Source organism: Mesorhizobium sangaii (assembly GCF_014207355.1).
In the GTDB taxonomy this organism is placed as follows: domain Bacteria; phylum Pseudomonadota; class Alphaproteobacteria; order Rhizobiales; family Rhizobiaceae; genus Mesorhizobium; species Mesorhizobium sangaii.
The window spans coordinates 230,090-256,690 of record NZ_JACHEF010000007.1 but is presented as its reverse complement, the minus strand read 5'-3'; the positions used below and the strand labels follow the sequence as shown (position 1 = coordinate 256,690).

General features: G+C 62.8%; 30 protein-coding genes and 1 tRNA gene. 16 read left to right on the top strand and 15 right to left on the bottom strand.

Translation table 11 applies throughout. The annotated features are described in order from the left end of the window. Window positions 1–69: 69 nt before the first annotated feature. From cdd to HNQ71_RS28850, 4 genes are all read right to left on the bottom strand, one after another. Window positions 70–462 carry a cytidine deaminase gene (gene cdd / locus HNQ71_RS28865; RefSeq protein ID WP_184876837.1) on the bottom strand — a complete coding sequence of 131 codons (393 nt, stop codon included), beginning with the start codon at window positions 460–462 and terminating at the stop codon, window positions 70–72. A gap of 64 nt (window positions 463–526) precedes the next feature. Next, entirely contained in the window at window positions 527–1,498 is a 972-nt protein-coding gene (locus HNQ71_RS28860; protein ID WP_184876834.1) for an ABC transporter permease, read from the bottom strand. 1 nt (window position 1,499) lies between these two features. Beyond that, complete coding sequence (locus HNQ71_RS28855; RefSeq protein WP_184876832.1) at window positions 1,500–2,639, bottom strand: ABC transporter permease; 1,140 nt, start codon at window positions 2,637–2,639, stop codon at window positions 1,500–1,502. Continuing rightward, entirely contained in the window at window positions 2,636–4,168 is a 1,533-nt protein-coding gene (locus HNQ71_RS28850; protein WP_184876830.1) for an ABC transporter ATP-binding protein, read from the bottom strand. Before HNQ71_RS28850 ends, HNQ71_RS28855 begins: the two co-directional genes overlap by 4 nt. A gap of 246 nt (window positions 4,169–4,414) precedes the next feature. On the opposite strand from HNQ71_RS28850, the gene HNQ71_RS28845 reads away from it, so the two are divergent. Together HNQ71_RS28845 and HNQ71_RS28840 are read left to right on the top strand one after the other, a co-directional pair. Beyond that, window positions 4,415–4,621, top strand: coding sequence for a SlyX family protein (locus HNQ71_RS28845; RefSeq protein WP_184877134.1), 207 nt, complete (start codon window positions 4,415–4,417; stop codon window positions 4,619–4,621). Between the two features lie 22 nt (window positions 4,622–4,643). Further along, the gene (locus HNQ71_RS28840) at window positions 4,644–5,042 is read left to right on the top strand and encodes a hypothetical protein (RefSeq protein WP_184876828.1); all 399 of its coding nucleotides are present in this window, start codon (window positions 4,644–4,646) and stop codon (window positions 5,040–5,042) included. 64 nt (window positions 5,043–5,106) lie between these two features. Here HNQ71_RS28840 and HNQ71_RS28835 read toward each other — a convergent pair whose 3' ends face one another. The 4 genes from HNQ71_RS28835 to HNQ71_RS28820 form a co-directional block, all read right to left on the bottom strand. Continuing rightward, window positions 5,107–6,096: a BMP family lipoprotein gene (locus tag HNQ71_RS28835; RefSeq protein WP_184876826.1), complete on the bottom strand. Its 990-nt coding sequence runs from the start codon at window positions 6,094–6,096 to the stop codon at window positions 5,107–5,109. Between the two features lie 211 nt (window positions 6,097–6,307). After that, on the bottom strand, window positions 6,308–6,970 hold the full coding sequence (msrA, locus tag HNQ71_RS28830) for a peptide-methionine (S)-S-oxide reductase MsrA (RefSeq protein ID WP_184876823.1): 663 nt from the start codon (window positions 6,968–6,970) through the stop codon (window positions 6,308–6,310). A 39-nt stretch (window positions 6,971–7,009) separates the two neighbouring features. Next, entirely contained in the window at window positions 7,010–7,333 is a 324-nt protein-coding gene (locus tag HNQ71_RS28825; RefSeq protein WP_184876821.1) for a hypothetical protein, read from the bottom strand. Between the two features lie 119 nt (window positions 7,334–7,452). Continuing rightward, window positions 7,453–8,157, bottom strand: coding sequence for a hypothetical protein (locus tag HNQ71_RS28820; protein ID WP_246462187.1), 705 nt, complete (start codon window positions 8,155–8,157; stop codon window positions 7,453–7,455). 364 nt (window positions 8,158–8,521) lie between these two features. Between HNQ71_RS28820 and HNQ71_RS28815 the strand changes: the two genes are divergently transcribed. From HNQ71_RS28815 to HNQ71_RS28795, 5 genes are all read left to right on the top strand, one after another. Next, window positions 8,522–8,611, top strand: a tRNA-Ser gene (locus tag HNQ71_RS28815). Between the two features lie 559 nt (window positions 8,612–9,170). Beyond that, window positions 9,171–9,413, top strand: a complete 243-nt coding sequence (locus tag HNQ71_RS28810; protein ID WP_184876819.1) for a hypothetical protein — start codon at window positions 9,171–9,173, stop codon at window positions 9,411–9,413. A 33-nt stretch (window positions 9,414–9,446) separates the two neighbouring features. Next, complete coding sequence (locus HNQ71_RS28805; RefSeq protein WP_184876817.1) at window positions 9,447–9,626, top strand: hypothetical protein; 180 nt, start codon at window positions 9,447–9,449, stop codon at window positions 9,624–9,626. Between the two features lie 213 nt (window positions 9,627–9,839). Beyond that, window positions 9,840–11,081 (top strand): acyltransferase family protein, encoded by a 1,242-nt coding sequence (locus HNQ71_RS28800; protein ID WP_343068268.1) that lies wholly within the window; start codon window positions 9,840–9,842, stop codon window positions 11,079–11,081. A 159-nt stretch (window positions 11,082–11,240) separates the two neighbouring features. Then, window positions 11,241–11,543, top strand: coding sequence for a DUF982 domain-containing protein (locus HNQ71_RS28795; RefSeq protein WP_184876815.1), 303 nt, complete (start codon window positions 11,241–11,243; stop codon window positions 11,541–11,543). 135 nt (window positions 11,544–11,678) lie between these two features. Here the strand turns inward: HNQ71_RS28795 and HNQ71_RS28790 are convergent, their stop codons facing one another. Then, on the bottom strand, window positions 11,679–11,876 hold the full coding sequence (locus HNQ71_RS28790; RefSeq protein WP_184876813.1) for a hypothetical protein: 198 nt from the start codon (window positions 11,874–11,876) through the stop codon (window positions 11,679–11,681). A 145-nt stretch (window positions 11,877–12,021) separates the two neighbouring features. After that, window positions 12,022–12,258, bottom strand: coding sequence for a DUF6894 family protein (locus HNQ71_RS28785; RefSeq protein ID WP_095084645.1), 237 nt, complete (start codon window positions 12,256–12,258; stop codon window positions 12,022–12,024). 223 nt (window positions 12,259–12,481) lie between these two features. Between HNQ71_RS28785 and HNQ71_RS28780 the strand changes: the two genes are divergently transcribed. Next, window positions 12,482–13,201: a helix-turn-helix domain-containing protein gene (locus HNQ71_RS28780; RefSeq protein WP_184876811.1), complete on the top strand. Its 720-nt coding sequence runs from the start codon at window positions 12,482–12,484 to the stop codon at window positions 13,199–13,201. Window positions 13,202–13,268: 67 nt separating this feature from the next. Here HNQ71_RS28780 and HNQ71_RS28775 read toward each other — a convergent pair whose 3' ends face one another. Beyond that, window positions 13,269–13,766, bottom strand: coding sequence for a YciE/YciF ferroxidase family protein (locus tag HNQ71_RS28775; protein ID WP_184876809.1), 498 nt, complete (start codon window positions 13,764–13,766; stop codon window positions 13,269–13,271). A gap of 120 nt (window positions 13,767–13,886) precedes the next feature. Here HNQ71_RS28775 and HNQ71_RS28770 point away from each other — a divergent pair, with 120 nt between their 5' ends. The 8 genes from HNQ71_RS28770 to HNQ71_RS28735 all read left to right on the top strand — a co-directional run bounded on the left by HNQ71_RS28770 (window position 13,887) and on the right by HNQ71_RS28735 (window position 22,482). Then, complete coding sequence (locus tag HNQ71_RS28770; RefSeq protein ID WP_184877167.1) at window positions 13,887–14,219, top strand: hypothetical protein; 333 nt, start codon at window positions 13,887–13,889, stop codon at window positions 14,217–14,219. 16 nt (window positions 14,220–14,235) lie between these two features. Continuing rightward, window positions 14,236–14,325, top strand: coding sequence for a K(+)-transporting ATPase subunit F (kdpF, locus tag HNQ71_RS28765; protein WP_081609884.1), 90 nt, complete (start codon window positions 14,236–14,238; stop codon window positions 14,323–14,325). Window positions 14,326–14,345: 20 nt separating this feature from the next. Continuing rightward, entirely contained in the window at window positions 14,346–16,049 is a 1,704-nt protein-coding gene (gene kdpA, locus HNQ71_RS28760; RefSeq protein ID WP_184876807.1) for a potassium-transporting ATPase subunit KdpA, read from the top strand. A gap of 7 nt (window positions 16,050–16,056) precedes the next feature. After that, entirely contained in the window at window positions 16,057–16,272 is a 216-nt protein-coding gene (locus HNQ71_RS28755) for a hypothetical protein (protein WP_184876805.1), read from the top strand. After that, window positions 16,269–18,362 carry a potassium-transporting ATPase subunit KdpB gene (kdpB, locus tag HNQ71_RS28750; protein WP_184876802.1) on the top strand — a complete coding sequence of 698 codons (2,094 nt, stop codon included), beginning with the start codon at window positions 16,269–16,271 and terminating at the stop codon, window positions 18,360–18,362. The genes HNQ71_RS28755 and kdpB overlap by 4 nt, the downstream gene beginning before the upstream one ends. Window positions 18,363–18,436: 74 nt before the next feature. Beyond that, entirely contained in the window at window positions 18,437–19,000 is a 564-nt protein-coding gene (gene kdpC, locus HNQ71_RS28745) for a potassium-transporting ATPase subunit KdpC (RefSeq protein ID WP_184876800.1), read from the top strand. 57 nt (window positions 19,001–19,057) lie between these two features. After that, a complete protein-coding gene (locus HNQ71_RS28740) occupies window positions 19,058–21,793 on the top strand; it encodes a sensor histidine kinase (RefSeq protein WP_184876798.1) in 2,736 nt (911 codons plus the stop codon). Then, window positions 21,790–22,482, top strand: a complete 693-nt coding sequence (locus tag HNQ71_RS28735; protein WP_184876796.1) for a response regulator transcription factor — start codon at window positions 21,790–21,792, stop codon at window positions 22,480–22,482. Before HNQ71_RS28740 ends, HNQ71_RS28735 begins: the two co-directional genes overlap by 4 nt. Before the next feature lie 108 nt (window positions 22,483–22,590). On the opposite strand, the gene HNQ71_RS28730 is transcribed toward HNQ71_RS28735, so the two are convergent. The 4 genes from HNQ71_RS28730 to HNQ71_RS28715 all read right to left on the bottom strand — a co-directional run bounded on the left by HNQ71_RS28730 (window position 22,591) and on the right by HNQ71_RS28715 (window position 26,416). Next, window positions 22,591–24,027 carry an MFS transporter gene (locus HNQ71_RS28730; protein ID WP_184876794.1) on the bottom strand — a complete coding sequence of 479 codons (1,437 nt, stop codon included), beginning with the start codon at window positions 24,025–24,027 and terminating at the stop codon, window positions 22,591–22,593. 196 nt (window positions 24,028–24,223) lie between these two features. Further along, the gene (locus tag HNQ71_RS28725; RefSeq protein WP_184876792.1) at window positions 24,224–24,706 is read right to left on the bottom strand and encodes a DUF992 domain-containing protein; all 483 of its coding nucleotides are present in this window, start codon (window positions 24,704–24,706) and stop codon (window positions 24,224–24,226) included. 196 nt (window positions 24,707–24,902) lie between these two features. Next, window positions 24,903–25,379 (bottom strand): DUF992 domain-containing protein, encoded by a 477-nt coding sequence (locus HNQ71_RS28720; protein WP_184876790.1) that lies wholly within the window; start codon window positions 25,377–25,379, stop codon window positions 24,903–24,905. Between the two features lie 185 nt (window positions 25,380–25,564). Further along, window positions 25,565–26,416, bottom strand: a complete 852-nt coding sequence (locus HNQ71_RS28715; RefSeq protein WP_184876788.1) for a tetratricopeptide repeat protein — start codon at window positions 26,414–26,416, stop codon at window positions 25,565–25,567. Window positions 26,417–26,601: the final 185 nt, after the last annotated feature.

Genomic DNA, 26,601 nt, shown 5'->3' with positions numbered 1-26,601 from the left:
CATTTCAGCCAGACTTTCATTTCAACCAGGTCTTCATTTCAACCAGGGTCTTCATTTCAACCAGGGTCTTCATTTCAAAATGTCGCCGCGGAAACCGTAGGGGAGCATGTCGCCCATGGTCACGGTCTCGGCCACGCCAGCATTGTCGCAGAGATAGAGTTTTGTTTCCGGCCGGCAGAATTCGGCCAGCCGCTGGCGGCAGCCGCCGCAAGGCGAGCATTTGGCCATGCGCTCGGCAAGGACGGCGATTTCGACGATCTTGCCGCCGCCACCCATAATGTAGTGGCCAAGCGCGGTGGTCTCGGCGCACCAGCCTTCCGGATAGGAGGCAATTTCGATGTTGGCGCCGGCAAAGACGCGCCCGTCCTCGGTGCGCAAGGCGGCGCCCACCGGAAACTTCGAATAGGGCGCATAGGCCTTGGCCATGGCAGCTTTGGCCGCTTCGAACAGATCATGCGACATTTGGTTCGTTCTCTCCGACGATCGTGTCCAAAACCCGGCGCCTACGCCGGGCAGCGCTACGACCTCAGCGTTCCTTGACGTAGGGCACGCCGCCGGCGCGCGGCGGAATCGCCTTGCCGATGAAGCCGGCGAGCAGGATGACGGTGAGGATATAGGGCAGCGCCTGCATGAACTGCACCGGCACCTTGCCGATGATGGGCAGCGGCGAGCCTTGCAGGCGGATCGCCGCCGCATCGAGGAAGCCGAACAACAGGCAGGCGAACATGGCGTTGACCGGCTTCCACTTGGCGAAGATGAGCGCGGCAAGCGCGATGTAGCCCTTGCCGGCGGTCATGTCCTTCACGAAGCCGCCATTCTGCACCATCGACAGATAGGCGCCGGCGATGCCGGTCAGCACGCCGGTGCAGATCAGCGCCCGGTAGCGTAGCCAGGCGACCGAGATGCCGGCGGTGTCGACGGCGGCCGGGTTCTCGCCGACGGCACGCAGCCTGAGGCCGAAGCGGGTGCGAAACAGCACCCACCAGGTAAACGGCACCATCAGGAAAGCGAGATAGACCAGGATCGAGTGGCCCGACAGAAGCTCGGCATAGATCGGTCCGATGATCGGCACGTCGTGGATCGCGTCGGCGCCCGGCAAGGTGATGGCCTCGAAGCGCTCGCCCGGCTGCAGCGCCGGCGTGCGCCCGCCTTGCTGGAACCACGCCTGGCCAAGGATGATGGTCGACCCGGCGGCGACGAAATTGATCGCCACGCCGGAGACGATCTGGTTGCCGCGGTGGGTGATCGAGGCAAAACCGTGGACCATGGCAAAGGCGACGGAGATCAGGATGGCCATGCCGAGGCCGAGAAAGGCCGAATGGAACACGGAAGCGGCCGCGGCACCGGCGAAGGCGCCGACCAGCATCTTGCCTTCGAGGCCGATGTCGAAGATGCCGGCGCGTTCCGAATAAAGGCCGGCAAGGCAAGCGAGCAGCAGCGGCACCGAGAGGCGGATGGTCGAGTCCAATGTCTGGACGATTGCGTTGAACACATCCATCTCAGGCACCCTTCCCTTTGACCGCTTCCATGCCGACCGATCGCGGGCTGAACGAGGCGAACAGCGCCTGGATGTAAGGCCTGAACATGTGCTCGAGGGCACCGGCGAACAGGATGACCAGACCCTGGATGATGACGATCATGTCGCGGCTGATCGCCGGCATTTCGAAGGCAAGCTCGGCGCCGCCCTGGTAGAGCATGCCGAACAGGATCGCCGCCAGCACGATGCCGACCGGGTGCAGGCGGCCCATCAGCGCCACGGCGATGCCGACGAAACCAGCGCCACTGACAAAGTCGATCGCGACATTGTGCTGGTCGCCCATCACAGGGTTGAGCGCCATCAAGCCGGCCAGTGCGCCGGAGATCATCATGGCGGTGATGATGATGCGGGTTTCCGAAATACCGGCATAGCGTGCCGCCTTCGGGCTGTGACCGTAGGTGCGCATCTCGTAGCCGAGCTTGGTGCGCCAGATCAGCAGCCAGACCAGGAATGCCATGATCAGCGCCAGCAGGAAGCAAACATTGAGCGGCGCCGAGCGGATCTTGGCGCCGAACAGCTCGATGATCCAGTTGAGCTTCGGCAATTCCGCGCCGGCGAGGAAGTTGCGCGTCTGCGGCGCTTGCGACCCTGCCGGCTTCAAGGGGCCGACCAGCAGGTAAACCATGATCGAAGCGGCGATGAAGTTGAACATGATGGTGGTGATGACGATGTGCGAGCCGCGCTTGGCCTGCAGGTAGGCGGGGATAAGCGCCCACAACGCACCCACGACCGCTGAAGCAACGATGGCCAGCGGAAATGTCAGCCACCATGGCAGCACGCTGTCGAAGGAAAGACAGACGACGGCGATACCGAGGCCGGCGATGTAGGCCTGCCCCTCGGTGCCGATGTTGAACAGGCCGCAATGCGCTGCCACGGCCACCGAAAGCCCGGTAAATATGAAGGTGGTGGCATAGAACAGGGTGAAGGCAATGCCTGTGCCCTTGCCGAAGGCGCCCTCGACCAGGATGACGGCGGCACGCAACGGGTTCTCGCCGACCAGAAGCACGACGAAGCCGGCGACGACGAAGGCAACGAACAGGTTGATGAGCGGGATCAGACCGTAGTCGGCCCAGGCCGGCAGTTTGGCGTAAGGCGTGCTCATTGGGCGGCCTCCTGATGCTCGACACCGGCCATCAGCAGGCCGAGCTCGCCTTCCGTCGCTTCCGGGCCGCGCTCGCCGACGATGCGGCCGGCAAACATCACCAGGATGCGGTCGGAGAGCGAACGGATCTCGTCCAGCTCTACCGAGACCACCAGCACCGCCTTGCCCTGGTCGCGCATGGCGATCAGGCGCTTGTGGATGAATTCGATGGCGCCGACATCGACGCCGCGCGTCGGCTGGCCGACGATGAGAACACCCGGGTCCTGTTCCATTTCCCGCGCCAGCACGATCTTCTGCTGGTTGCCGCCGGAAAAGTTGGCGGTCTTCAGCCGGCAGTCGGCCGGGCGGACATCGTATTTGGCGATCTTGTCCTTGGCATCGTTGCGGATGGCATCGATGTTGAGGAACGGCCCTTTCAAATAGCGGGGGTCGTCGTGATAGCCGAGGATGGAATTCTCGTTCTCCTCGAAGGCCAGCACCAGCCCGACGTGATGGCGGTCCTCCGGCACATGGGCGAGGCCGCGGTCGCGCAGTTCGCCCGGATCGGCGGCACCCGTCAGGTCGATCGGCTTGCCGTCGAGCATGACCGAGCCGGAAACGGCGTGCCGGATGCCGGAAATCGCCTCGAGCAGTTCGGATTGCCCGTTGCCGGCGACGCCGGCGATGCCGACGATCTCGCCGGCGCGAATTTCGAAGGAGATGTCGTCGACCATGGTGACGCCGCGCGTATCCTTCACCGTCAGGTTCTTGACCGCGAGCTTGACGGCGCCGGCATCCGCCTCGCCCTTTTCGACCCTGAGCAGCACGCGCCGCCCGACCATCAGCTCGGCCAGTTCCTCGACGGTGGTCTTCTTGGTCTCGCGCGTCGCCACCATCGTGCCCTGGCGCATCACCGACACCGTGTCGGTGATGGCCATGATCTCGCGCAATTTGTGGGTGATCAGCACCACCGTCTTGCCCTGTTCCTTCAGCTGCCTGAGGATGCGGAACAGGTGGTCAGCCTCGGCCGGTGTCAGCACGCCCGTCGGCTCGTCGAGGATCAGGATCTCGGCGCCGCGATAGAGCGCTTTCAGGATCTCCACACGCTGCTGCAGGCCGACAGGCAGTTCCTCGATGATCGCATCGGGATCGACTTCCAGCCCGTATTCGCGTTCGAGACGCTCGAGTTCGGAGCGCGCCTTGGCGATGCTCCGCTTCAGCAGCGCGTCGCTCTCGGCGCCCAGAATGATGTTTTCCAGCACGGAGAAATTGTCGACCAGCATGAAATGCTGATGCACCATGCCGATGCCGAGCGCGATGGCGTCATTGGGTGTCTTGATCGAAGCTGGCTGGCCGCCGACGCGGATCTCGCCGCTGTCGGCCTGGTAGAATCCATAGAGGATCGACATCAGCGTCGACTTGCCGGCGCCGTTCTCGCCGACAATGCCATGGATGGTGCCGCGCGCGATCTCCAGATTGATGTCGCGGTTGGCGCGCACGGCGCCAAAACTCTTGTTGATGCCAATCAACTCGATTGCGGCTTGCGCCATGCAGCCTGTCCCACTCTTATTTTTTATCGCTTGGTCAAAACGCCTAGCATGACACTCCGCCCGTGCCAATTGGCGGAGCATTGGTCACTCTCGACAAATCCCGGTGTGCTTGTCAATTTCCAACGTGGCCCGGGCCTTCACATTCGCTACTATGGCAAAGGTGAAATTCGCATCGCGGCACAACGCATCGTGATGCAAGGCACTGCGTTGCGAGGCATTATGCTGCCAGACTGGGGACTTTGAATGATCATGCCCGCCGACCGGCTGACGACGCTGGAGATCCGCGCCGCCGAACAGGAGAAGACCATCGAGGAACTGTCCGGCCAGATCGCCGAGCAGTGGAAGGTGATCGAGCGCATGCAGCGCAAGCTCGATGCGCTGACCGACCGATTCCTGGCGCTGGAGGAGCAGGCGGCGCCGGACGTGCCCATAACCAAGCCGCCGCACTGGTGAGGAAGAAGGGGAGGGGAAAGTCATGGCCAGTGAAAGCGATCGCGTCGCCCGGGCCGGCGACTATGTACTTGGCCTGATGAACGATGCGGAGCGCGAACGGGCCGAGCGCGACCTGGAGGTCGACGCTGCCTTCCGCGACGCGGTCGTGCAACTTGCCGAACGCATGCACCTCTTCGACGGGGCCAAACCGGCTGATGGCGAGGAGCGTTGGACGGAGATCACGCAGCGCATTGCCGACCTGCCGCAGATGCGCACCTTTGGTCTGGGCGGCAACCGTGCCAAATCACCGACGGTGATCCGAAGCCTGTCGCAGCGGCCGCACGGCATCGGCCTGCACGCGCTCGGAGGCCGGCGCGGATTCGCCGTTGCGGTCGGGCTGATCGTGGCCTTCGCGCTGGGTTACCTGGCGGGCAAGCTATAGCCAACGCAAAACCGCCGGGCTTGCGCCCGGCGGTTTGCAGATCATGGCTGTACGTCCGTGCCGATCAATACGGGCAGGCGTTGTCTGCGGTGTAGTCGTGCACTTCGAGCTTGCCGGCGATGATGTCGGCCTTGGCCTTTTCGACTGCCGCCTTCATCTCGTCGGTCACCAGCGCCTTGTTGTTGTCGTCCATGGCGTAGTCGACGCCGCCTTCCTTGAGGCCGAGATTTTGCAGGCCGCCCTTGAAGGTGCCGTTCTTGCCGTCCGTGAAAGCGGTGTAGACGGCCACGTCGACGCGCTTCAGCATCGAGGTCAGCACCTTGCCGGGCTGCAGGCCGTTCTGGTTGGAATCGACGCCGATGCCGAGTTTGCCGGCATCCGCCGCCGCCTGCAGCACGCCGACGCCGGTGCCGCCGGCCGCGGCATAGACCACGTCGGAGCCCTGGTCGATCTGCGTCTTGGCGATCTCGCCGCCCTTGGCCGGGTCGTTCCAGGCAGCCGGCGTGTCGCCGGTCATGTTCTGGATGACGTCCGTCGCGCCCGCCGACTTGGCGCCGCCGACATAACCGCATTCGAACTTGCGGATCAGCGGAATGTCCATGCCGCCGACGAAGGAGACCTTCTTCGACTTCGAAGCCATCGCCGCCATGATGCCTACGAGATAGGAGCCTTCATTCTCCTTGAATACCAGCGAGCGGACATTGGGCAGATCGACGGCATCGTCGATGATGGCAAAGTTGAGGTCAGGATATTCGGTCGCGACCTTCTTCAGCGCATCCTCCCAGGCAAAGCCGGCCATGACGATGGGGTTGCGGCCGTCCTCGGCGAAGCGGCGCAGCGCCTGCTCGCGCTGCGAGGCGTTGGACACCTCGAACTCAACATAGGCGACGCCGGTTTCGGTCTTGAATTTCTCGGCGCCATGAAAGGCAGCCTCGTTGAAGGATTTGTCGAACTTGCCGCCGAGATCATAGAGGATGGCCGGCTGGACATCCGCGGCGAAAGCCGGAAGAACCATTGCGGTTGCGGCCAGGAGGCCGAGAACGATACGTTTCATGTGATCCACACCCTGTCGGTTATTTTTTCCGTTACGCGCCGCATGCCGGCCCGGTTCTCCGGCAGGCATACGACATCAGCCAGGAGTGTATTCCCCTCCCGCTCGGCGGCAATCTGGCACGGCCCGAAACAAAATTCACGCGGAATTTTGACCTTTTGGAAAAGCATGGCGCGGGCAGCCGCACCGCGGCTCGATCCTTGCGCCGAAGGCTTCAGGCGGAGATGGCAGCCGGAGTGCAAGGGATGCCGGTGCCCTTGAGGTTGCAAGTGCCGTAAGGGTTCTTCGCGAGATATTGCTGGTGGTCGCCTTCCGCGAAGTAGAATTCAGGCGCCGCAGCGATCTCAGTTGTGATCCTGCCATGGCCGGCGCGGCGCAAGGCGGTTTCGTAGGCATCGCGCGAGGCGCTCGCAGCCCGCAATTGCGCATCCCCGAATGTGTAGATCGCGGAGCGGTAGGTGGTGCCGACATCATTGCCCTGGCGCATGCCTTGCGTCGGGTCGTGGCTTTCCCAGAACAGCTTAAGAAGCGTGGCATAGGAGACGATTTTGGGGTCGTAGACGACCAGCACCGCTTCGGCATGGCCGGTAAGCCCGGTGCAGGTTTCCTGATGGGTCGGATTGGGCGTGATGCCGCCGGCATAGCCGACCGCGGTGACCCAGACGCCTTCGAGCTGCCAGAACATGCGCTCCGCGCCCCAGAAACAGCCGAGCCCGAACAGCGCCGTTTCAAAGCCTTCGGGATAGGGGCCCTTGAGCGGCTTTTTCAGGACATGATGCCTGGATGTCGTCGGGATCGCCCGGGCGCGGCCCGGCAACGCCTCGGACGGCTTCGGCAGATTGAGCTTCTTGTTCAGCATGTCGCTGAGAAAGAACATGCGCGGTCTTCCCTCTCTGGGTGGGATGCAGGGACTGGATCAGGTGGCGGCGAACTGTCCTGGGCGTCGTTGCCGCCTGTAGCCGATCGCATAGAGCAGGAGGGCCAGCACCGCGAACACGGCGAAGCCGGGCTGGTTGAGCACCCAGGCGATGGCAACGTCCCACAGCAGAGGACCGGCCTTGGTTCGCACCAAGGTTTCGAAGGCAGCCCGCGTGTCCGGCGAGACCGCCAGCCAACTGGCGTTGAGCGGGGTCAGTACCAGCGCCGAGGCCGCCACGGTGCGCGTCGCGTCGAGCACCGCCATGATGACGGAAATCGACAGCGCGACCATCGCGGCAAGACGAAAGAGCAAGCGAAACATTCAGGGACCTTTTCCTCCCGGCCCGGTCCTCAAGCACTTCCGAGGCCTTCCGGTTTCAAATGAGAGATAGAATGCGCATGCCTGGTTCGCAATCGCCATACGCGAATTTGAAGCCCGGCCTATGCCGCAGGCTTGCGTTTGCGCCGGTGGACGCGCCAGACGGCGAAAAGGCCACCAGCGATGGCGCCGACGACCAACCCGGCCAGACCGATGAACACGGCAAAATAGCCGCAGGCGCCCTCGAAGCAGCTCATATCGGTGGCATCCGTAATCCCCTCACCGACGAGGAATCCACCGACGGCGCCGATGACCGCGCCGAGGATGATGCCGAGCAGGGCGGCGGCGACCGAGACGAAGACAGGCGGGCTTTCGGTTGCAGGATTGGCATAGACGGTCCCGGCTTCTGAACCGCGGCGCAGCAGATAGATGCAGAGAACCCCGATGGCGATCTCGGCAGCGGTGACGACAAGCGCCTGGCCCGAGAAGACGAAATCGGAAATCGTCAGCACATAGGCCTGCCTCGCCAGCAGCCAGATGATCGTTGCGATCTGCCAGATGGTGAAATGGCGCGGGAAGCGGGCCGAGCGGCCGAAGGCGAGGCCGAGCAGATAAAGCCCCCACAGGATGGTGATGATGTCGACGGCGAGGCCGCTATAGACGAGATAGAAGACCCTGTCCGGCAGGCCGTAGTCGCCGACCAGTCGCCAGGCGGAGATCAGGCCGTAGACCGACCATGCCATGACGAAGATGAGCCATCCCGGAGGCACGAAGGACAGGCCGCTGTCCGGTCGCCTCGCTGGCGTCTGTCCATTGCTCGATGTCATGTCCGGACGATGCCCCCGCAAAGTCTTTCCACCACGAGACAGGCGACCCCGGGCGAAGTCAAGCGCCGCCGGCTTTGCGGCCTTGCCTGTGCACATCATTCGGGTGGCGGCGCCTCAAAATGGAGGCGCCGGCAGTCTCGCGAAACGCTGTGTGGCCGGCAAAGCGAATAGACTGCCGTTATGGCTTGGCATTCGGCGCCGGATCGACTAGATGAGCCCCGCGCCTGTTGCTTCGACGGCTCAGGTGCAGGGGAAGGGCGTTCGCTGGTTGGCGACGCCGGCGCGGAATTCCACGCCACCGCCCCAAGGGAGGTGCATCTCCCCAACCCGCGCGGCGAAACCGGCCGGCGCGACATGCATGGACGGAGAGGTGGCCGAGTGGTTGAAGGCGCACGCCTGGAAAGTGTGTTTACGGGAGACCGTAACGCGGGTTCGAATCCCGCTCTCTCCGCCACCATAATTCGACAACGCTTTGAAATCGCTGGTGATTTCTGAAGAGCCTAGGTCTCCCTGCTTCTTTCTCCGCTTGGCTGGCCTGCTCAAGCAGAAAAGTCCGCACCGTAAGGGAGTGGGCCAATCTGAACCAAAATCAGAAACCGGAGGAACCAGGAGCGGGGTGGAGCGTTTCCTCGCGTGCTCAAAAAGATCGCCCTAGCTACCGTCCTGATCCAGGTCGCCGCCGTCGCTGCGCTCATCACGCAGACTGTGCTCTTCACCTCAACCACCGCTACCCAAGCCGCGAACGTGCAGCCTCGCGAAACTGTTGCAGGCACAGGGAAAGAATGCGCTGAGGCGACGTGGCCAGATATTCCAGAGCATTGCCTGAAGCGAACTGACGCAAGAGTGCGCACGTTCGTCCTGACCGCAGGGCAATAGAAGAGCCCGCCATCGGGGTCTCACTGTCATTGGGAAGAGATCTCCGTTGCAGGGGTTCGTCGCAACGAAGACTCTATTCGTGATCTCGGTGCCAAGCCTCAATGGGAACGAACCGCTCCGTCATGAGTTGGCACTTCATGATGTACACCCCAGAGCAAAACGAACGTGGCGCGATGGCCGATCTCGTGATCTTGGAACTGGCCAAGGCCAGACAGCGCGTCAAGCGGGCGGAGTCCGCCCTCAGACGCGCCAAGGAAATGCTGGACGAAGACTGCGGAGTCGGGATCAATCTCGCGCTCTGCGGCAGAATACGGGCCGCTCAGCGGCGTGTGATCGAGGCCAGAGAGCGCCTGACGAAGATCGATCCCTCGGCACTCTAATTGTAGTGCTCCATACTCTTTGGGATTGTTGCCATGACGATCGCGACCTTCAACCTTGATGCCGCGAGAAACGGCGACGTATATCGCGCCGCAAGGCTTGCGATGCTGACGCAGCAGGTGATGCGGCACATCGAGCGTACGGACGCCTCGGCGCAGAACGTCGAGCAAATGCTGGCCACATTGGCTGAAGCAAACGCGCTCGTGCGGCAGTAGGGCCGAACGTCGGCGACAGCGCGATCGGCCAACCCTCCAGTTCCCGTTTCGTGCAAATGCTTGATGGCTTTGGCCAGGCGGGCCAGCGACTGTTCGGCTAGCCGCCCGCGGAAAGCATCAGGCGGATCGTGGCGAGCGCTTGTGCCGGCGCTGGGCAAGGTTGCATAGTCCAACAGGGACTCAGCAGGCTGTGCGCGTCGGCTCGGAGCAATCGTGATTGGACTTTATGATCTCTGGCCCGCCTTCGTGGTCGTCGCTCTGCTTTGGCCGCTTGCGGGCTTGCCGCTGTTTCAGCGGGTCGGTTTCGAAGCGACCGCCGCCAGGGTCCGGGCGATAGACGGAATGCGAGGCTATCTGGCGCTTGCCGTCGCGCTTCACCACGCCGTCATCTACCATGAATTCCTGACGACCGGCGCATGGAAGTATCCGCCGTCCGCTTTCTATGGCCTGCTGGGACAGGTGGGGGTGTCCTTTTTCTTCATCATCTCCGCCTATCTGTTCTGGGGGAAACTGCTGTCGGCAAGGGCTTCCCTGGATTTTCCGACCCTGTTGCTCAAGCGGGCTTTCAGGATCGGGCCGCTCTACATTTTGGCCGTCGGCGTGGCGATGGCGTTGGAGATCGTCGACGGGCGGATCGATTATTCGACCTTCGCCACCTACGAGCGGGCATTTTTCAATCTGCTGTTCGGCGTCTTTGGCTATGTCCCGCTTTCGAATGCCCGCGTCTGCGTATTGGCCTGCGTAACCTGGACCTTGCCCTATGAATGGCTGTTCTATTTCAGCCTGCCTATCGCAGCCATATTCAGCCGACACCCGGTTACCCGCATAGGATTGCCGGCCGTTCTGCTGGCCTTTTCCATCCTCATGTCAATGAGTGGAGGCAGCGGCGCCTACAGCTACCTGGGACTTTTCGCTGGCGGCATGCTGTGCGCGACGCTTGAAGCAAACGCCCTGCTGGTGAGGGTGCACCGGCACGCCCTGTCCGCCATCGCCCTGGCGCTGCTGGTGTATGTTTTTGCCACCTACAGGGTTGCCTACGCGCCGGGGCCGATGCTGCTATGCATCGGTGCCTTCGTCCTGATTGTCTCAGGCGCCGATTTCTTTGGCCTTCTGACCGCCACCCGTTCGGTGCGACTGGGCGAGATCAGCTATGGCATCTATCTCTTGCAGGGGCTTGCCTTCGTCTCGATATTTTCCATCCCGCCCGTGCGGACCTTTGCCATGGACAACGCCACCCAATATTGGCTTGTGATCGTGATGGCGATGGTACTGCTGCTCCTCATGGCGCTGGTCGCGCACCTTGTTGTTGAAAAGCCCGGCGTCTCGCTGGGAAACAGGCTTGCGGCAATTCTTCGCCTGTCGAACCAGCGTGAGACACGCGAGGTTCCAATCGCGAGTGACGCAAGGTCCTGGCGGATGCCGACCAGCCTCACACGACAATCTGCCGACCGCTGATAGCGCTGGTGCGGGCATCGCGATCAAAGGAATGACCGCCGCATTCATATAAAAGCGCTCGGCTTGGAACCTCGTGCCTCGCGGCGCGTTTCACGGCGTCCCGTCCGTGGACCAGCCCGGATATCTCTCCCGGCGCTGCGAAAATCAGGAGCCCGTTTCATGCACGACAAGCTGTTTCATTCACCGGTCGCACTGACCGTCGGCCTTGGCTTCAAGCGCGAGATTGCCTCGCTGGCCGAAATGCACGATTTCCTGACCAATTGGACGACTTCCCGCCGTGGCCCGCTTTATCGCAACGCGATAAAGGCATGTGATCTCGCGGTTCCCGGTTATGTGACCATCGAGCAGGCGCGCCGTGCGCTGGTCGAATTTGCCCAGGCTTCCGGCATCCTGTGGCCTGACCTCGAGCCAGCCGTCGGCGTACACGCGGTTGCGCGTGGTTATGGCGGCTACGCCGCTTGACGCCTGACGCCACCTCCCATGTGGTGGCTAATCTACACCAGCCATCGCACCAAGCCCGGCTCGACCCAGCCGGGCTTTCGCTTTTTCAGTAGCCGCAGGAAATCACAGATGCGGGCTGTGTGCCTTGCGCGACAATCATCGCGTCAAACGTGCGCGTCTCCGTGGCGGCTTGGGGCCGGCCGATGCCGGCTCATCCGCCGACTGCGCGGCAAGGCGCAGAGTTCTAAGCCTGGCCGTCTTTTCCTCCCGCGCCGCCCGCTCGGCGGCGATCACGATCTGCGATTCACGCTTGGCGCGTTCGTCGCGCTCCGTATCGACTTTCGCGCGATTCATCTGCCGGGACTCCCTGCTGCCGGGACGTCGGTTCGGAAACCGTCGTCACCTCGATCAATCTCCGCATGGTGGAGTGGTGCGGCGACGGTGACGATTACAAATGATGGCCAGAGGAATCTTTCGCCCGAGCCTTGGGCCGAGGCGCTCAGTCACACCACCCCGAAGAGACGACCAGCGACGCTTCGAAGACATGGCGCCCGCTCTCGTCCCGCACTTTGACGGTGATGACCGTGCGGTCGTTCTCGATCATCTCGTCGCGAACAATGTCGGGCAATATGCGAATCGCCTCTCGCCGCAGGCGTTCGCGCGTTTCGAACACCTGACCATCATCGTCGACCGTCAGACCATCACCATTGTAGAGGTCAAGGTAATATCTGGGCATGATGGGTTGGACCTCCAGGTGACGATGTTCGCGAGAGATTCAACCGACAATTCGCGGACCGAACTGTTGTTCCACCTGAGGTGGCGATTGCCGGAGAATAAGTGCACTCTAACAAATGTTAATGCCTGGCCCCGTCCAAAGACCTAGTGCTTCCGCAGCCGCCCCCATGCTTGCGCCAAAACGGATTGGCGATCGGCTCTGAGCCCCTTCGCTGGAGATAGCGGTGCTTGAATCCCTTTATCTGAACCTTGGCCAGCACGACGCGCTCTCCGACGCCGAGAAAGCGTTGCTGGCCGGTGCCATGACCTTCGAGAGGCATTTTGCCACTGGGCAGGACATTGTCGCCTCCGGATCGCGGCCGACTTACTCGACGCTGATCCTCGACGGCTTGGCGGCACGCTACAAGGTGCTGGAGAATGGCGGCCGACAGTTCACCTCATTGCAGGTGGCTGGCGACTTCGTCGATCTCCACGCTTTCCTGCTGAAGACCATGGATCACGGCATCGTCGCCCTGTCGCCTTGTCACGTCATCTTTGCTGATCACAGCCGGTTGCGTGCCATCACCGAGGAGGCGTCGCACCTGACCCGGCTGTTGTGGCTGGACACGCTGGTCGACGGCGCCATCCACCGCGAATGGATCGTGGCGATGGGGCGCCGTTCCAAGACTTCGCATCTGGCCCATCTCGTCTGTGAACTCTTCGTACGCTTGCAGGTGGTTCAACGCACCAACGGCATGAGCTTCCATCTGCCGCTCTCGCAGGCCGAACTGGCCGACGTGCTCGGCCTCTCGGTTGTGCATATGAACCGCGTCATCGGCGCCCTGCGCAAGGTCGGCGTCGTCAACTGGGCAAACCACACGGTGACCATTCTCGACTGGCACCGGCTGCAGGAAATTGCCGAGTTCGACCCGACCTATCTCAGCATGATGCGGGAACCGCGTTAGTCTCAGCATGATGCGGGAACCGCGTTAGGTTGTTCCTGACGCGGTCGCCGATCATTGCTTTCGGTTGCTATGCTGCTTCTGCCGCCAGGTTGACGGCCGACTCCGCGATCTGCGTCAGCGCTTCGTCCGTAGCCTTCTCTTCCTTCAGCGTCGCTTCGAGAAGTGTCACGGCTTCGTTCAGGCCGAGTTCGCCGGCCCAGGTCCTCAGCGTGCCATAGCGCGAAATCTCGTAGTGTTCGACCGCCTGCGCGGCGGCCAGCAAGCCGGCGTCGAGCGCGGGAGATCCCTTGTATTCCTCCATGATCTCGGCGCCTTCCTCGGTGATGCCCATGATGGCCGCACACGTCTTGCCGACCGGCTTCTTGTCGATGACGCCGAAGACCTTCTCCAGCCTTGCGACATGGCCCTCGGTCTCGGTGCGATGCTTTTCGAAGGCCGCTTTCAGGTCGGCGCTTTGCGCGGCCTTGGCCATTTTCGGCAACGTCGCCAGGATCTTCTTTTCGGCGAAATAGATGTCCTTCAGCGTGTCGTGAAACAGATCGTCGAGCATTTTTGGCTTTGCCATTTGTCATCTCCTTTGGTGGGCCCTCAGGTCGACAATCTCGTGTCGAAGGATTTGTTCCGTTCTTTCCGGCAATGAGCGCCGCCAGGCGATCACGGACTGGCAAGGCAGACTCTCGTCAGAATGATTGGCCCGGCGTCCGGCGGCGAGCCGGCGCAAATCTTTATAAAATTCCTATTTCTTTCATTCCCGCCCCGTCTCGAACCTTTATGGCGATCGGGTCCATATTCCGCCTTGAGCAAAAGTTGGCGCGTCACACCTGAAGTATGGCGGGCCGCTTTTTACGCAATCGCCGACCTGTTTACGCAATCGCCGACCTGCCTGTGGCAGGCGCTACGGTGGAAAGTAGAAGGTCCGAAGCAAGGAACAAGCACAATGGACATCGTCGTTCTCGGGATCGGGATTTTGTTTTTCGGCCTGTTCTTCGTCTACGTCAAAGCCTGCGACAGAATTTGAGCTGAAGGATCGGACCATGCTTGTCGATTACATCCTCGGTGGTGGCGTGACCTTGTTCCTGCTCGCCTACCTGACCTACGCGCTCGTTCGTCCAGAACGCTTCTGAAGGCACGGAAAGCCACAGCCATGACACTGAACGGTTGGATACAGATCCTGGTCTATTGCGGGATCATCATTTTGCTGGTGAAGCCGCTTGGCGGCTACATGCACCGCGTCTTCAATGGCGACCGCACGCTGCTTTCGCCAGTCTTCGGCCCGCTCGAGCGCGGGCTTTACCGCATTTGCGGAACCAGCGAGCGCGAGGAACAGCACTGGACCACCTATGCGGTGGCGCTGCTGCTCTTCAATCTTGCCGGGTTCCTGGTGCTTTATGTCCTGCAGCGCCTGCAAGGCAGCCTGCCCTACAATCCGGCCGGCATGACCGCGGTTGAACCAGGCCTCGCCTTCAACACCGCCGCCAGCTTCATGAGCAACACCAACTGGCAGAACTACGGCGGCGAGAGCACGATGTCCTATCTCGTGCAGATGGCCGGGCTGACGGTACAGAACTTCGTTTCGGCGGCCACCGGCATCGCCATAGCCATTGCGCTGATCCGCGGCTTTGCCCGGGCATCCGGCAAGTCGATCGGCAATTTCTGGGTCGATATGACCCGCTCGACGCTCTATCTGCTGTTGCCGCTCTGTATCGTGCTGACGCTGGTTTATGTCTGGCTCGGCATGCCGCAGACGCTTGGCGCCTATGTCAATGCCACGACGCTCGAAGGCGCGCAGCAGACCATTGCCGTCGGCCCGGTCGCTTCGCAGGTGGCCATCAAGATGCTCGGCACCAATGGCGGCGGCTTCTTCAACGCCAATGCCGCGCATCCCTTTGAGAACCCCGACGCTATCTCCAACCTGATCCAGATGCTGTCGATCTTCGCCATTGGTGCTGCCTTGACCAACGTCTTCGGCCGCATGATCGGCAACCAGCGCCAGGGCTGGGCGATCCTGGCGGCCATGGGCGTCATGTTCATCGCCGGCGTCATCGTCTGCTACTGGGCGGAAGCCGCCGGCAATCCGCTGGTGCATGCGCTGGGCATCGACGGCGGCAACATGGAAGGCAAGGAGACGCGCTTCGGCATTGCCTTGTCGGCCTTGTTCGCCGTCATCACAACTGCCGCCTCCTGCGGCGCCGTCAATGCCATGCACGGTTCCTTCACCGCGCTCGGGGGCATGATCCCGATCATCAACATGCAGCTTGGCGAGGTCATCGTCGGCGGTGTTGGCGCCGGCCTCTACGGCATCCTGATGTACATCGTCGTCGCCGTCTTCGTCGCCGGCCTGATGGTCGGCCGCACGCCCGAATATCTCGGCAAGAAGATCGAGGCCAAGGAGGTCAAGATGGCGATGCTGGCCATCCTGTGCCTGCCGCTGGCGATGCTGGTCTTCACGGCCATTGCCGTGGTTCTGCCGACCGGCGTGGCGTCGATGGGCAATGCCGGTCCGCATGGTTTCTCGGAGGTTCTCTATGCCTATACCTCCGCTGCGGCGAACAACGGTTCGGCCTTTGGCGGCCTCAGCGGCAACACACCCTGGTACAACATCACGATCGGCATCGGCATGTTGATGGGCCGCTTCCTGGTGATCGTCCCGGCGCTGGCCATTGCCGGCTCACTGGTGGCGAAGAAGACGGTCCCGGCCTCCGCAGGCACCTTCCCGACCGATGGCCCGCTGTTCGTCGGGCTGCTGGTCGGCGTCATCCTCATCGTTGGTGGTCTCACCTTTTTCCCGGCGCTCGCCGTCGGGCCGATCATCGAGCACCTGGCGATGATCCACGGGCAGACATTCTGAAACCGTCATGTCCTGGTTGAGCAACATGCGTCGCAAGGTCAGCCACAGTGGCGATCACGGCAAGGAGGAGAGGCCTCCTCCTTTCCCGACCATGTCGACGTTTCTCGGTCTTGCGGCAGTCATGCTCGTCCTCTGGTTGCTGGCCTACGGGCCGCCTCACTTCTTTTCGGCATCCGAACATCCGGTGCCATCCAACAACACCGAAGCCGGAGCTTCAAAATGAGCCACTCAAAATCAGCGAGCATCATGGATGCCCGCATCCTCTTGCCCGCCATCGGCGGTGCCTTCCGCAAGCTTGACCCGCGTACGCTGGCCAGGAACCCGGTGATGTTCGTCGTCGCCGTCGTCTCGGCGCTCACCACGGTGCTGTTCGTCAAGGATCTGGTCACCGGCGGCGGCAATCTCGCCTTCACGCTGCAGATCATCATCTGGCTGTGGTTCACCGTGCTGTTCGCCAATTTCGCCGAAGCGGTCGCCGAAGGCCGCGGCAAGGCCCAGGCGGATTCGCTGCGCAAGGCGCGCACCGAAACCCAGGCCAAGCTTTTGACCGGCGAAGACCGCACGAAATACAAACTCGTGCCCGGCACCAGCCTCAAGGTCGGCGATGCGGTGCTGGTCGAGGCCGGTGACATCATCCCGTCGGACGGCGAAGTGATCGAAGGCGTCGCTTCCGTCAACGAAGCGGCGATAACAGGCGAATCCGCGCCAGTCATCCGCGAATCCGGCGGCGACCGTTCGGCGGTCACCGGCGGCACACAGGTGCTGTCCGACTGGATCCGCGTGCGCATCACCGCGGCATCGGGCCATACCTTCCTCGACCGCATGATCTCGCTGGTCGAAGGCGCGGAGCGCCAGAAGACGCCGAACGAGATCGCGCTCAACATCCTGCTCGTCGGCATGACGCTGATCTTCGTGCTGGCGACGGCGACGATCCCGAGTTTTGCCTCCTATTCCGGGGGCTACATCTCGGTGACCGTTCTAGTCGCGCTGTTCGTGACCCTGATCCCGACGACGATCGGCGCACTGCTGTCGGCCATCGGCATCGCCGGCATGGACCGCCTGGTGCGTTTCAACGTGCTGGCGATGTCCGGCCGCGCCGTCGAGGCGGCGGGCGATGTCGACACGCTTCTGCTCGACAAGACCGGCACCATCACGCTGGGCAACCGCCAGGCGACCGAGTTTCGCCCGGTCAAGGGCGTCACCGAGCAGGAACTGGCCGACGCCGCCCAGCTCGCGTCGCTTGCCGACGAAACGCCGGAAGGCCGCTCAATCGTCGTGCTGGCCAAGGAGAAATACGCCATCCGCGCCCGCGACATGGCAACGCTGCACGCCACCTTCGTGCCCTTCACCGCGCAGACCCGGATGAGCGGCGTCGATATCGACGGCTCCTCGGTGCGCAAGGGCGCGGTCGATTCCGTGCTCGCCCATGTCAGCCAGTCGACGGTCGCAGCCCACGCCACACGGCCCGGCAGCGATACAGTCAGGGACCTCCAGGCGATCGCGGACGAGATCGCCAAGTCGGGCGGCACGCCGCTGGCGGTCGAGCGTGACGGGCGCCTGCTGGGCGTCGTCCATCTCAAGGATATCGTCAAGGGCGGCATCCGGGAGCGCTTCGCCGAACTGCGCAAGATGGGCATCCGCACGGTGATGATCACCGGCGACAACCCGATGACGGCGGCGGCCATCGCCGCGGAAGCCGGCGTCGACGACTTCCTCGCCCAGGCGACGCCCGAGGACAAGCTGAAGCTGATCCGCGACGAGCAGGCCAAGGGCAAGCTTGTCGCCATGTGCGGCGACGGCACCAACGACGCGCCGGCCCTTGCCCAGGCCGATGTGGGCGTCGCCATGAACACCGGCACGGTCGCCGCGCGCGAGGCCGGCAACATGGTCGACCTCGACAGCGATCCGACCAAGCTGATCGAGATCGTCGAGATCGGCAAGGCGCTGCTGATGACGCGCGGCTCGCTGACGACCTTCTCGATCGCCAACGACGTCGCCAAGTATTTCGCCATCATTCCGGCGATGTTCGCAGCCTTCTACGTTGCGCCGGGACAGACGACCGGCCCGCTGCAGGCGCTCAACGTCATGCATCTGGCGACGCCGCAAAGCGCTATCCTGTCGGCCATCATCTTCAACGCGCTGATCATCATCGCGCTGATCCCGCTGTCGCTGAAAGGCGTCAAATATCGTGCCATCGGCGCCGGCGCGCTGCTCAGCCGCAACCTGCTCGTCTACGGTCTCGGCGGCATCATCGTCCCCTTCGTCGGCATCAAGGCGATCGACATGATCGTCACCGGCCTCGGCCTCGCTTAACTCTTTGTTTTAACGCAATTCCAGACGGAAAACCGTGTCACACTTTTCCTGGAATTGCTCTGAGGAATACGTCCATGCTCACCCAGATAAGACCCGCGATCATCATGATCGTCTTCTTTACGGTGCTGACCGGCCTGATCTATCCGATCGGCATGACCGGCCTCGCCCAGGCTCTGTTCCCGCGCCAGGCCAATGGCAGCCTGATCGAAAGGGACGGCAAGGTTGTCGGCTCCGAACTGATCGGCCAGGCCTTTGCCAGCGACAAGTACTTCCATGGCCGGCCCTCGGCAGCCGGCGACGGCTACAACGCCGCCGCCTCCAGCGGCAGCAACCTCGGCCCGACCAACCCCAAGCTGATCGACCGCATCAAGGGCGACGCGGAAAAGCTTAAAGCGGAGAATCCGAATCAGCCCGTGCCGATGGATCTGGTGACGACGTCTGGCAGCGGCCTCGATCCGCATATCAGCCCGGAAGCTGCCTACTTCCAGGTCGCCCGGGTGGCCAAGGCCAGGGGCGTCGATGAAGCCAAGGTCAAGGCGCTTGTCGACAGCCAGGTCGAGGGCAGGGAACTCGGCTTCATGGGAGAACCGGTGGTCAACGTGCTCGGTCTCAACCTTGCGCTGGACGCCGCGAAATAGTGAATGGTGGGTGCCGGGGATCGACAGTACCCCCGGTGCCATCCATGATCGATGCTGATGCCGGACGACAGCCGCAACGAAACCAGACCTTCTCCCGACGCGCTGCTTGATCGTGCCGAGCGGGAGGAACGCGGCCGCCTGAGAATATTCCTTGGTGCAGCACCCGGCGTCGGCAAGACCTACGAGATGCTGATGTCGGGCCGCGCCAGGCTGGCCGACGGCGTCGACGTGGTAATCGGCGTCGTCGAGACGCATGGCCGCAAGGAAACACTGGCCCTGGTCGAGGGCTATGAGGTCATTCCCCGCCGCAAGGTGGACTACAAGGGGCGCATCCTCGACGAGATGGATATCGACGCCATCCTCGCCCGGCGTCCGGCGCTGGTTCTCGTCGACGAACTCGCCCACACCAACGCGCCTGGCAGCCGCCACCCCAAGCGCTACCTCGACGTCCAGGAAATCCTGACGCGAGGCATCGACGTCTACACGACGCTCAACATCCAGCACGTCGAAAGTCTGAACGACGTCGTCGCCCAGATCACCAAGGTCAGGGTCCGCGAGACGGTGCCCGATTCCATCATCGACCAGGCCGATGATGTCGAGATCATCGATCTCACCCCCGACGACCTGATCAAGCGGCTTGAGGAAGGCAAGGTCTATTTCCCCAACACTGCCCAGCGCGCCATCGAGAGTTATTTCTCGCCCGGCAATCTGACAGCGCTAAGGGAACTGGCGCTACGCCGCACCGCCCAGCGCGTCGACGACCAGCTGCTGATCCATATGCAGGCGCACGCCATTCCCGGACCGTGGGCAGCCGGCGAAAGGGTCCTCGTCTGTCTCGACGCGCGCCAGGGAGGATCGGCACGCGTCCGCTATGCACGCAGGCTGGCCGACCGGCTCCGCGCGCCGTGGACGGCGCTGCATGTTGACAGCCCTCGCTCGGCCAGCATGCCCGAGGAGGATAAGGACCGGCTCGCCACGAACCTGCGCCTCGCCCAACAGCTTGGTGCCGAGGTGACGACCATTCCGGGTCAGAATTTGGCGCAGGACATCGTGCGTTATGCGACGGCGAACAATTTCACCCATATCGTGGTCGGCAGGCCGACCCGGTCGCGCTGGCGCGAATTGATCGAAGGCTCGCTCACCTACGATCTCATCCGCAATGCCGGTGACATCAGCGTCCATGTCATTTCGGGAAACGAACGCAGCACCGAGGCGACGTCTAGGAACGTCAGGGCGGCGGACGAGCAGTGGCAGTTCCAGATATGGCCCTATCTCAAGGCCACGGCCTATGTCGCCGGCTCGCTCGCGTTCGCCGTCCTTCTCGACCAGTTTCTCGACGTTCGCAATCTCGCCATCATCTTTCTCGTTGGGGTGCTGGCATCGGCGGTGACCGGCGGACTGTGGCCGGCTCTGTATGCCTGTCTCGCCAGCGCGCTTGCGTTCAATTATTTTTTCCTGGAGCCGCGCTACACGCTGACGATCCGGGATCCGGAGAGCATTGTTGCGCTCGGCGTGTTCCTGGTTGTCGCCGTCATTGCCAGCAATCTGACGGTGCGCGTGCAGCGCCAGGCGATCGCCGCCCGCTCGCGGGCGCGGGCCACCGAGGACATCTACCTCTTTTCAAAGAAGCTCGCCGGTGCCGGCACGCTCGACGACGTTCTCTGGGCCACCGCCTTCCAGATCGCCTCGATGCTGAAGCTGCGGGTGGTGCTGCTTTTGCCGGAAGACGGAACGATCACCGTCAAAGCCGGCTATCCGCCCGATGACACGCTGGCCGAGGCCGACATCGCAGCCGCCCGCTGGGCCTGGGAACACAACCGTGCCGCGGGACGCGGCGCCGATACGCTTCCGGGCGCCAAGCGCCTCTATCTTCCCTTGCGCACTGGGCGCACGGCAATCGGCGTCATCGGCCTCGACAACGACAAGCAGGGCCCGTTGCTGACGCCCGAGCAACAGCGCCTGCTCGATGCGCTGGCCGACCAGGCGGCGGTCGCCATCGAGCGCATCCAACTCGTCGCCGACGTCGACCGCGCCAAGCTCGCGGCCGAGGCGGACAGGCTGCGCTCGGCGCTGCTCACTTCCATCTCGCATGATTTGAAGACGCCGCTCGCCGCCATCATGGGCGCGGCCGGCACGCTGAGGGAATTCGCACCGGCACTTCCCGAACAGGACCGGTCGGAGCTGCTGACGACCGTGCTCGACGAATCCGAGCGGTTGAACCGCTTTATCGCCAATCTGCTCGACATGACCAAGATCGAGTCCGGTGCGATGGAGCCGAACTACGCCTTCCACTATGTCGGCGACATCGTCGGTTCCGCCCTGCAGAGGGCCAGGAAAATCATCTCTGAGCACAAGACCGAGATCGACATCCCCAGCGATTTGCCGATGTTGAAAGTCGACCCCGTGCTGTTCGAGCAGGCGCTGTTCAATCTCCTCGACAATGCGGCGAAATACGCGCCGCCCGGCTCGACGATCCGGATACAGGGCTGGTCCGACAATGGTTCCGTCATCCTGCAGATCATGGATGAAGGGCCGGGCATTCCTCCCGGCGACCTGGAACGGATTTTCGATACGTTCTACCGGGTGCGCAAGCGCGACCAGGTCCGCGCCGGCACCGGGCTCGGCCTGTCGATCTGCCGCGGCTTCATCGAGGCGATGGGGGGCACGATCACGGCGGCAAACCGAACCGACCGTTCGGGCGCGGTCTTCACCATCAAGATGCCGAAGCCGGCGAACCAGCCCGATCTCGATGCCGCCAATACGGACGACAGCGAAGTGGGTGACTTGGCATGACAAACTCGAACGTCAGGATATTGGTTGTCGATGACGAGCCGCCGATCCGCAAGCTGCTTCGTGTCGGGCTCGGCAGCCAGGGCTACGCAATCAGCGAGGCGCCGAACGCCAAGGCAGCGATCGAACTGATGGATGCGGAGAAGCCGGATCTCGTCCTGCTCGATCTCGGCCTGCCCGGCATGGGCGGCCACGAGCTGTTGCGCAAATGGCGCGACGACGGCCTCGACATTCCGGTGGTCATCCTGTCCAGCCGCACCGACGAGGCCGGCATCGTCCAGGCTCTGGAACTTGGTGCCGACGACTACGTCACCAAGCCGTTCGGGATGAACGAGCTGGTTGCGCGTATCCGCGTGGCACTGCGCCACAAGTTTCAGCAGCAGGGTGAAAAGCCGGTGTTCCAGACCGGCGACCTGTCCGTCGATCTGGTCAAACGCATCGTCAAGGTCGAAGGCAAGGACGTTAAGCTCTCGCCGAAGGAATATGATATCCTGCGTATCCTGGTGCAGCACGCCGGCAAGGTGCTGACCCATCATTTCCTTTTGAAGCAGGTCTGGGGCGATTCGACTGACGTGCAGTATCTCAGGGTCTATGTCCGGCAGCTCAGGCAGAAGATCGAGAAGACCCCCGACCAGCCGCGCTACATCACCACCGAGACCGGAGTCGGCTATCGCCTGCGCGAGGTCGAGTAGAGGCCATTCGACGTGACGCTCTATCTCGCTGTTTAACGCAATTCCATAAGGCAAAGCGCCAACGCGCTTTTCCCGGGAAAACCGTTTCACACTTTTCCTGGAATTGTCCTAACCAACAGCCTCCTGCAGGCGGTTCGCCGTCGACGATGTCCGCAAGGCGGCGAGGCAGCCGACTATGCCGAGCGGCACGAAGGCAAGAAACAGCCAGGAGGCGACGTTCGCCGCCGCGTCATGGTTCAGTCCTTCTGAAAAGCCACTGGCATTGGCAACGATGCCGGCAAGTGCTGCTCCCACGGCATAGCCGATGCGCTGCATGGTCGGCACGGCCGCCGAGGCGATGGTCTGCTCGTCCTCCGGGGCGGAGGCGACGATAACGCGCGTCAGGAACGGCCAGGCGATGCCGAAGCCGCCGCCCTGCAGCAGGGCGCAAAGCAGGATCAGCGGAATGGAGCCCAGCGGTATCGTATAGGCAAAGCCGGCGATGCCCGCCGCGATCATCAGCGCGCCGCCAACGATGATCAGCCGCTCGCGGTGCGGTGGCGCATTGGCCACGAGGATCGACAGGATCGACCAGGCGATCGATTCGGCGGCGATGATGTAGCCGGTGGTGAGCAGCGGAATGTTGTGCAGGCTTGTCAGGATCAGCGGCCCGTAGACGCCGAAGGAACAGGTCGCCACCGAAAAGGCGGCAACCATGGTCATGCCAGCGCCGACCGGCGTGCGCCACGAGAACAGCCGCGCCGGAAAAAGCCGGGAGCGCGGCTTCAGCGCGTCGACATAGAAGAACAGCATCAGGCCGACCAGGCCGAGGGCCATCAGCAGCGACGAGCGCAGCAAGGCGATGTCGACGCCTGCCGAGGCGATTAGCACCACGGCGACGGCAAGGCAGCCAAGTGCTGCGAACGGGAAGGGCGGCGCCTTGCCCGCGGTCGCCTGCGGCCTGGTGGCCTCGGGCGTGTTGAGGACGATCAGGCTCGCCAGCGCCATCGCAGTGCCGCCGCAGGTGAAGATACCAAAGGCCCAGCGCCAGGACAAAAGCTCGGTCATGATCGCGCCGAGGAGCGGGCCGCTGAAGGCGGCAACGCCCCAGATCGCCGACATGATGCCGAAGAGCTGCGGCCAGATGGCGCGCGAGAACAGCCGCTCGACCGAGACGAAGGCCAGCGACACCAACGCGCCGCCGCCAAGCCCCTCGATCAGGCGGCCGGCAAGGAACAATTGCATGGAAGGCGAGGTGGCGCAGATCAGCGCCCCGGCGCCATAGAGGAGGGCGGCAACCACCATGTTGGTGCGCAGCGCCACATAGCTCACCATCCGTCCGGCCGCCGCGCCAGCGACGATGGCGCCGAGTTCATAGATGGCCAAAGACCAGCCAACGAGCTGGACGCCGGCCAGTTCGCCGACCATGGCCGGCATCACCGTCGCCACCATCGTCTCGTTGGTGGCGTGCAGCAGGATGCCGAGGCTGATGAAGCAGAAACGCGCCAGGTCGCCGCTTGCCCACAAAGCGCGCCAGTCGACCCTGTTGGTGCTGATTCCGGTCATGTCCACCCCTGCCTTCCATATCTCGATGCCAACGCATGGCGCCAGAAGCCAGTCTGGGTTTCCAGCAGGACCATGCGCAGGCAGGAGCGCGCGCCGCGTCGAGGGCGCCGCTCCAGTCGGGGCAGGCTTGTAAAACCTCAACCGGGGTTGAGCTCAAGTGATATTTTCGAGGGTTTATCGGCAGGCGACCGAGCGATCAATTCTCGGTGCTGCGCAACTGGAACTGGCTGACGCCGATGGCGAGGTTGATGCCGGTCTGCGTCTGCAGGCTGAGTGGCTGCAAGGTGAAGGCCTGCGAGGAGCCGCCGACCAGCAGATTGGCACCGGCGCCGACTGCGGCGGTCACCTCGGCGCTGGCGCCGATATAGTCGCCGGCCAGCGCGCCCGGCGCGTAGATGTTCTTCAGCGGTGTCAGCACGATCCACTGCATCACCGTCTGCTTCGTGGTGCCGATGTCGAGGCCGTATTTGTTGACGGCGCCGAAATAGGCTTCCGGCGCAAAGGTCTTGTCGGCGGGGTTGAAGGTGCAGCTCAAATCCTTGCTCGAGCCGAAGATGAACCCGGTGCCGCCGCCGATGGCGCAATCCAGCACGCCGAGTTCGATGCCCTTGTCCTGTGCATGCGCCGCTCCGGCAAGCGCTGTGGCGAATATGGCAGCAGCGATGGTTGTCTTTGGCATGCGGTCCCCCAGCGGTTCGGAACCGCTCTATCTCTTTGTCTTGACGCAATTCTCTGGAGAAAGCGCTACGCGCTTTTCCTGGGAAAGCCGTTTCACACTTTTCCGGCTATTGCTCTCAGAATCAAACGGCGCGGAACCATCCTATCTGGTTCCGCGCCGCAAATTGAGGGGTCGTGGAGCGCATGGCTCCATGCAATCATTTGAGCGAGTGGATCAGCTCGAGCGAGGTCACGGCCACGGCGAGGTTGACGCCGGTCTGTGCTTGCACGCTGAGCGGCTCCAGCATGAAGGCGCTGTTGAAGCCACCGACCAGCAGGTTGGCGCCGCCGCCGGTCACCACGCTGGCCTCGGCATTGACACCATAATAGCTGCCGGCGAGATCGCCAGCATCACGTTCGCGCGTTGCCGCCAGCACGGCCCAGACGAGCTGGCCCTGATGCGTCTGGCCGACATCAACGCCGATCTTGGAGATGACGCCGGTGTAAATCTCCGACGGTCCGTGATGGTAGGGGCGGAAGACACAGGACACGCCCTTGTTGGAAGCGACGATGTAAGAGGTGCCGCCATCAATAGTGCAGTCGAGCGTTCCGAGCTGCAGCTTGCCGGCGCTGGCAGGGGCGGCGGCGAACACCGTCGTGACGAGGGCAGCGGCGCAGGCGAGTTTCTTGATCATGGGTGTGTCCTTTCGCAAATTGCTGGGAATAACGGCTTGGGTGGCCAGACCGTTCCCCTGAAAACTTGGCGCGAACAAGGCACGCGCCAACACCTTGCCGCCGGGGTTAATGCGCGGTTGCCGGATTGACAGGTTTTCGAAAGCCGCGCGCTCTTTCGGGTGCTCAACGGGAGCTTTGATTGGCGCTAAGTCGCACCGCTGACGCGGGCGAGGCCATCCTTGGCCGGCTGGTAGGTCGGATCAAGATGCACGGCTTCGCGGTAGGATTTCCCGGCTTTGACCTTGTCGCCGCGCCGCTCGTAGATCAGCGCCTGATTGGCCCAGGCCTCGGCGTTCTTGCCATCGAGCTTGATCGCCATGTTGAAGTCGGCAAAGGCGTTGTCTTCGTCGTTGGTGGCCAGATAGGAAAGGCCACGGCCGTTGTAGGGCTCGGCTGCGTCCGGCGCCAGCGAGATGGCGGTCGAGAAATCCTCGATGGCGAATTTGTGCTGGCCCTGGCTCTGATAGATCAGGCCGCGATTGTGGTAAGCGCGCGCATCGGTGGTGTCGAGCTGGATTGCCTTCTGGAAGTCGTTGAAGGCATCCTGGGTGCGACCCGCCTTGCGATAGAGATTGCCGCGGCCGATATAGGCGGCGTCATAATTGCCATTGATCTGGATCGAACGGTTGTAGTCGTCGAGCGCGGCCTTCTGATTGCCTAGGAAGCGCTGAATGAGCGCACGGTTCGAATAGGCCTGGAAGAAATTCGGGTTGAGCTGGATGGCGGTGTTGAAATCCTGGAGCGCCGCCTGGTACTGGCCGCCACGGCCATAAGCGGAGCCGCGCACATTGTAGCCTTCGGGATCCTGGGGATTGCGCTGGATCACCGCCGACAGCGAGGAGATGTTCTCGCTCGAGCCTTGCGCCTTGTCGATGTTGTTGAATTCGCCTGTAGGGCCTGCCGTCTGGCAGCCGGCCAGCGCCAGCCCGGAAAGCAGGGCTGCCGTCAGGGCAAAGCCGCGCAATGAGGTTCTGCGCTCCACGCCGATTGCGTTCATGTCTGCCCTGTCCTCACTTCAGTCGCGTCACTCGGGTCCGGGTCCCCCCTCCGGGCCGGGTCAAAATTGTCGTAGAGTGTTAGAGCGTCCTTTGCGCGTCCAAGTGGACGCCTGTCGCCCTAAACAAAAAGGTGGCGGCGATTCCGCATCGCGCCACCTCTGGTATCCTCCGAAAAGGACGAAAA

Bases quoted from the DNA above. Each gene is read 5' to 3' on its own strand.
- cdd (WP_184876837.1), bottom strand. From the start codon at position 462: ATGTCGCATGATCTGTTCGAAGCGGCCAAAGCTGCCATGGCCAAGGCC.
- HNQ71_RS28860 (WP_184876834.1), bottom strand. From the start codon at position 1,498: ATGGATGTGTTCAACGCAATCGTCCAGACATTGGACTCGACCATCCGC.
- HNQ71_RS28855 (WP_184876832.1), bottom strand. From the start codon at position 2,639: ATGAGCACGCCTTACGCCAAACTGCCGGCCTGGGCCGACTACGGTCTG.
- HNQ71_RS28850 (WP_184876830.1), bottom strand. From the start codon at position 4,168: ATGGCGCAAGCCGCAATCGAGTTGATTGGCATCAACAAGAGTTTTGGC.
- HNQ71_RS28840 (WP_184876828.1), top strand. From the start codon at position 4,644: ATGGCCAGTGAAAGCGATCGCGTCGCCCGGGCCGGCGACTATGTACTT.
- HNQ71_RS28835 (WP_184876826.1), bottom strand. From the start codon at position 6,096: ATGAAACGTATCGTTCTCGGCCTCCTGGCCGCAACCGCAATGGTTCTT.
- msrA (WP_184876823.1), bottom strand. From the start codon at position 6,970: ATGTTCTTTCTCAGCGACATGCTGAACAAGAAGCTCAATCTGCCGAAG.
- HNQ71_RS28825 (WP_184876821.1), bottom strand. From the start codon at position 7,333: ATGTTTCGCTTGCTCTTTCGTCTTGCCGCGATGGTCGCGCTGTCGATT.
- HNQ71_RS28820 (WP_246462187.1), bottom strand. From the start codon at position 8,157: ATGACATCGAGCAATGGACAGACGCCAGCGAGGCGACCGGACAGCGGC.
- HNQ71_RS28810 (WP_184876819.1), top strand. From the start codon at position 9,171: ATGATGTACACCCCAGAGCAAAACGAACGTGGCGCGATGGCCGATCTC.
- HNQ71_RS28805 (WP_184876817.1), top strand. From the start codon at position 9,447: ATGACGATCGCGACCTTCAACCTTGATGCCGCGAGAAACGGCGACGTA.
- HNQ71_RS28795 (WP_184876815.1), top strand. From the start codon at position 11,241: ATGCACGACAAGCTGTTTCATTCACCGGTCGCACTGACCGTCGGCCTT.
- HNQ71_RS28790 (WP_184876813.1), bottom strand. From the start codon at position 11,876: ATGAATCGCGCGAAAGTCGATACGGAGCGCGACGAACGCGCCAAGCGT.
- HNQ71_RS28785 (WP_095084645.1), bottom strand. From the start codon at position 12,258: ATGCCCAGATATTACCTTGACCTCTACAATGGTGATGGTCTGACGGTC.
- HNQ71_RS28775 (WP_184876809.1), bottom strand. From the start codon at position 13,766: ATGGCAAAGCCAAAAATGCTCGACGATCTGTTTCACGACACGCTGAAG.
- HNQ71_RS28770 (WP_184877167.1), top strand. From the start codon at position 13,887: ATGATTGGCCCGGCGTCCGGCGGCGAGCCGGCGCAAATCTTTATAAAA.
- kdpF (WP_081609884.1), top strand. From the start codon at position 14,236: ATGCTTGTCGATTACATCCTCGGTGGTGGCGTGACCTTGTTCCTGCTC.
- kdpA (WP_184876807.1), top strand. From the start codon at position 14,346: ATGACACTGAACGGTTGGATACAGATCCTGGTCTATTGCGGGATCATC.
- HNQ71_RS28755 (WP_184876805.1), top strand. From the start codon at position 16,057: ATGTCCTGGTTGAGCAACATGCGTCGCAAGGTCAGCCACAGTGGCGAT.
- kdpB (WP_184876802.1), top strand. From the start codon at position 16,269: ATGAGCCACTCAAAATCAGCGAGCATCATGGATGCCCGCATCCTCTTG.
- kdpC (WP_184876800.1), top strand. From the start codon at position 18,437: ATGCTCACCCAGATAAGACCCGCGATCATCATGATCGTCTTCTTTACG.
- HNQ71_RS28740 (WP_184876798.1), top strand. From the start codon at position 19,058: ATGCCGGACGACAGCCGCAACGAAACCAGACCTTCTCCCGACGCGCTG.
- HNQ71_RS28735 (WP_184876796.1), top strand. From the start codon at position 21,790: ATGACAAACTCGAACGTCAGGATATTGGTTGTCGATGACGAGCCGCCG.
- HNQ71_RS28730 (WP_184876794.1), bottom strand. From the start codon at position 24,027: ATGACCGGAATCAGCACCAACAGGGTCGACTGGCGCGCTTTGTGGGCA.
- HNQ71_RS28725 (WP_184876792.1), bottom strand. From the start codon at position 24,706: ATGCCAAAGACAACCATCGCTGCTGCCATATTCGCCACAGCGCTTGCC.
- HNQ71_RS28720 (WP_184876790.1), bottom strand. From the start codon at position 25,379: ATGATCAAGAAACTCGCCTGCGCCGCTGCCCTCGTCACGACGGTGTTC.
- HNQ71_RS28715 (WP_184876788.1), bottom strand. From the start codon at position 26,416: ATGAACGCAATCGGCGTGGAGCGCAGAACCTCATTGCGCGGCTTTGCC.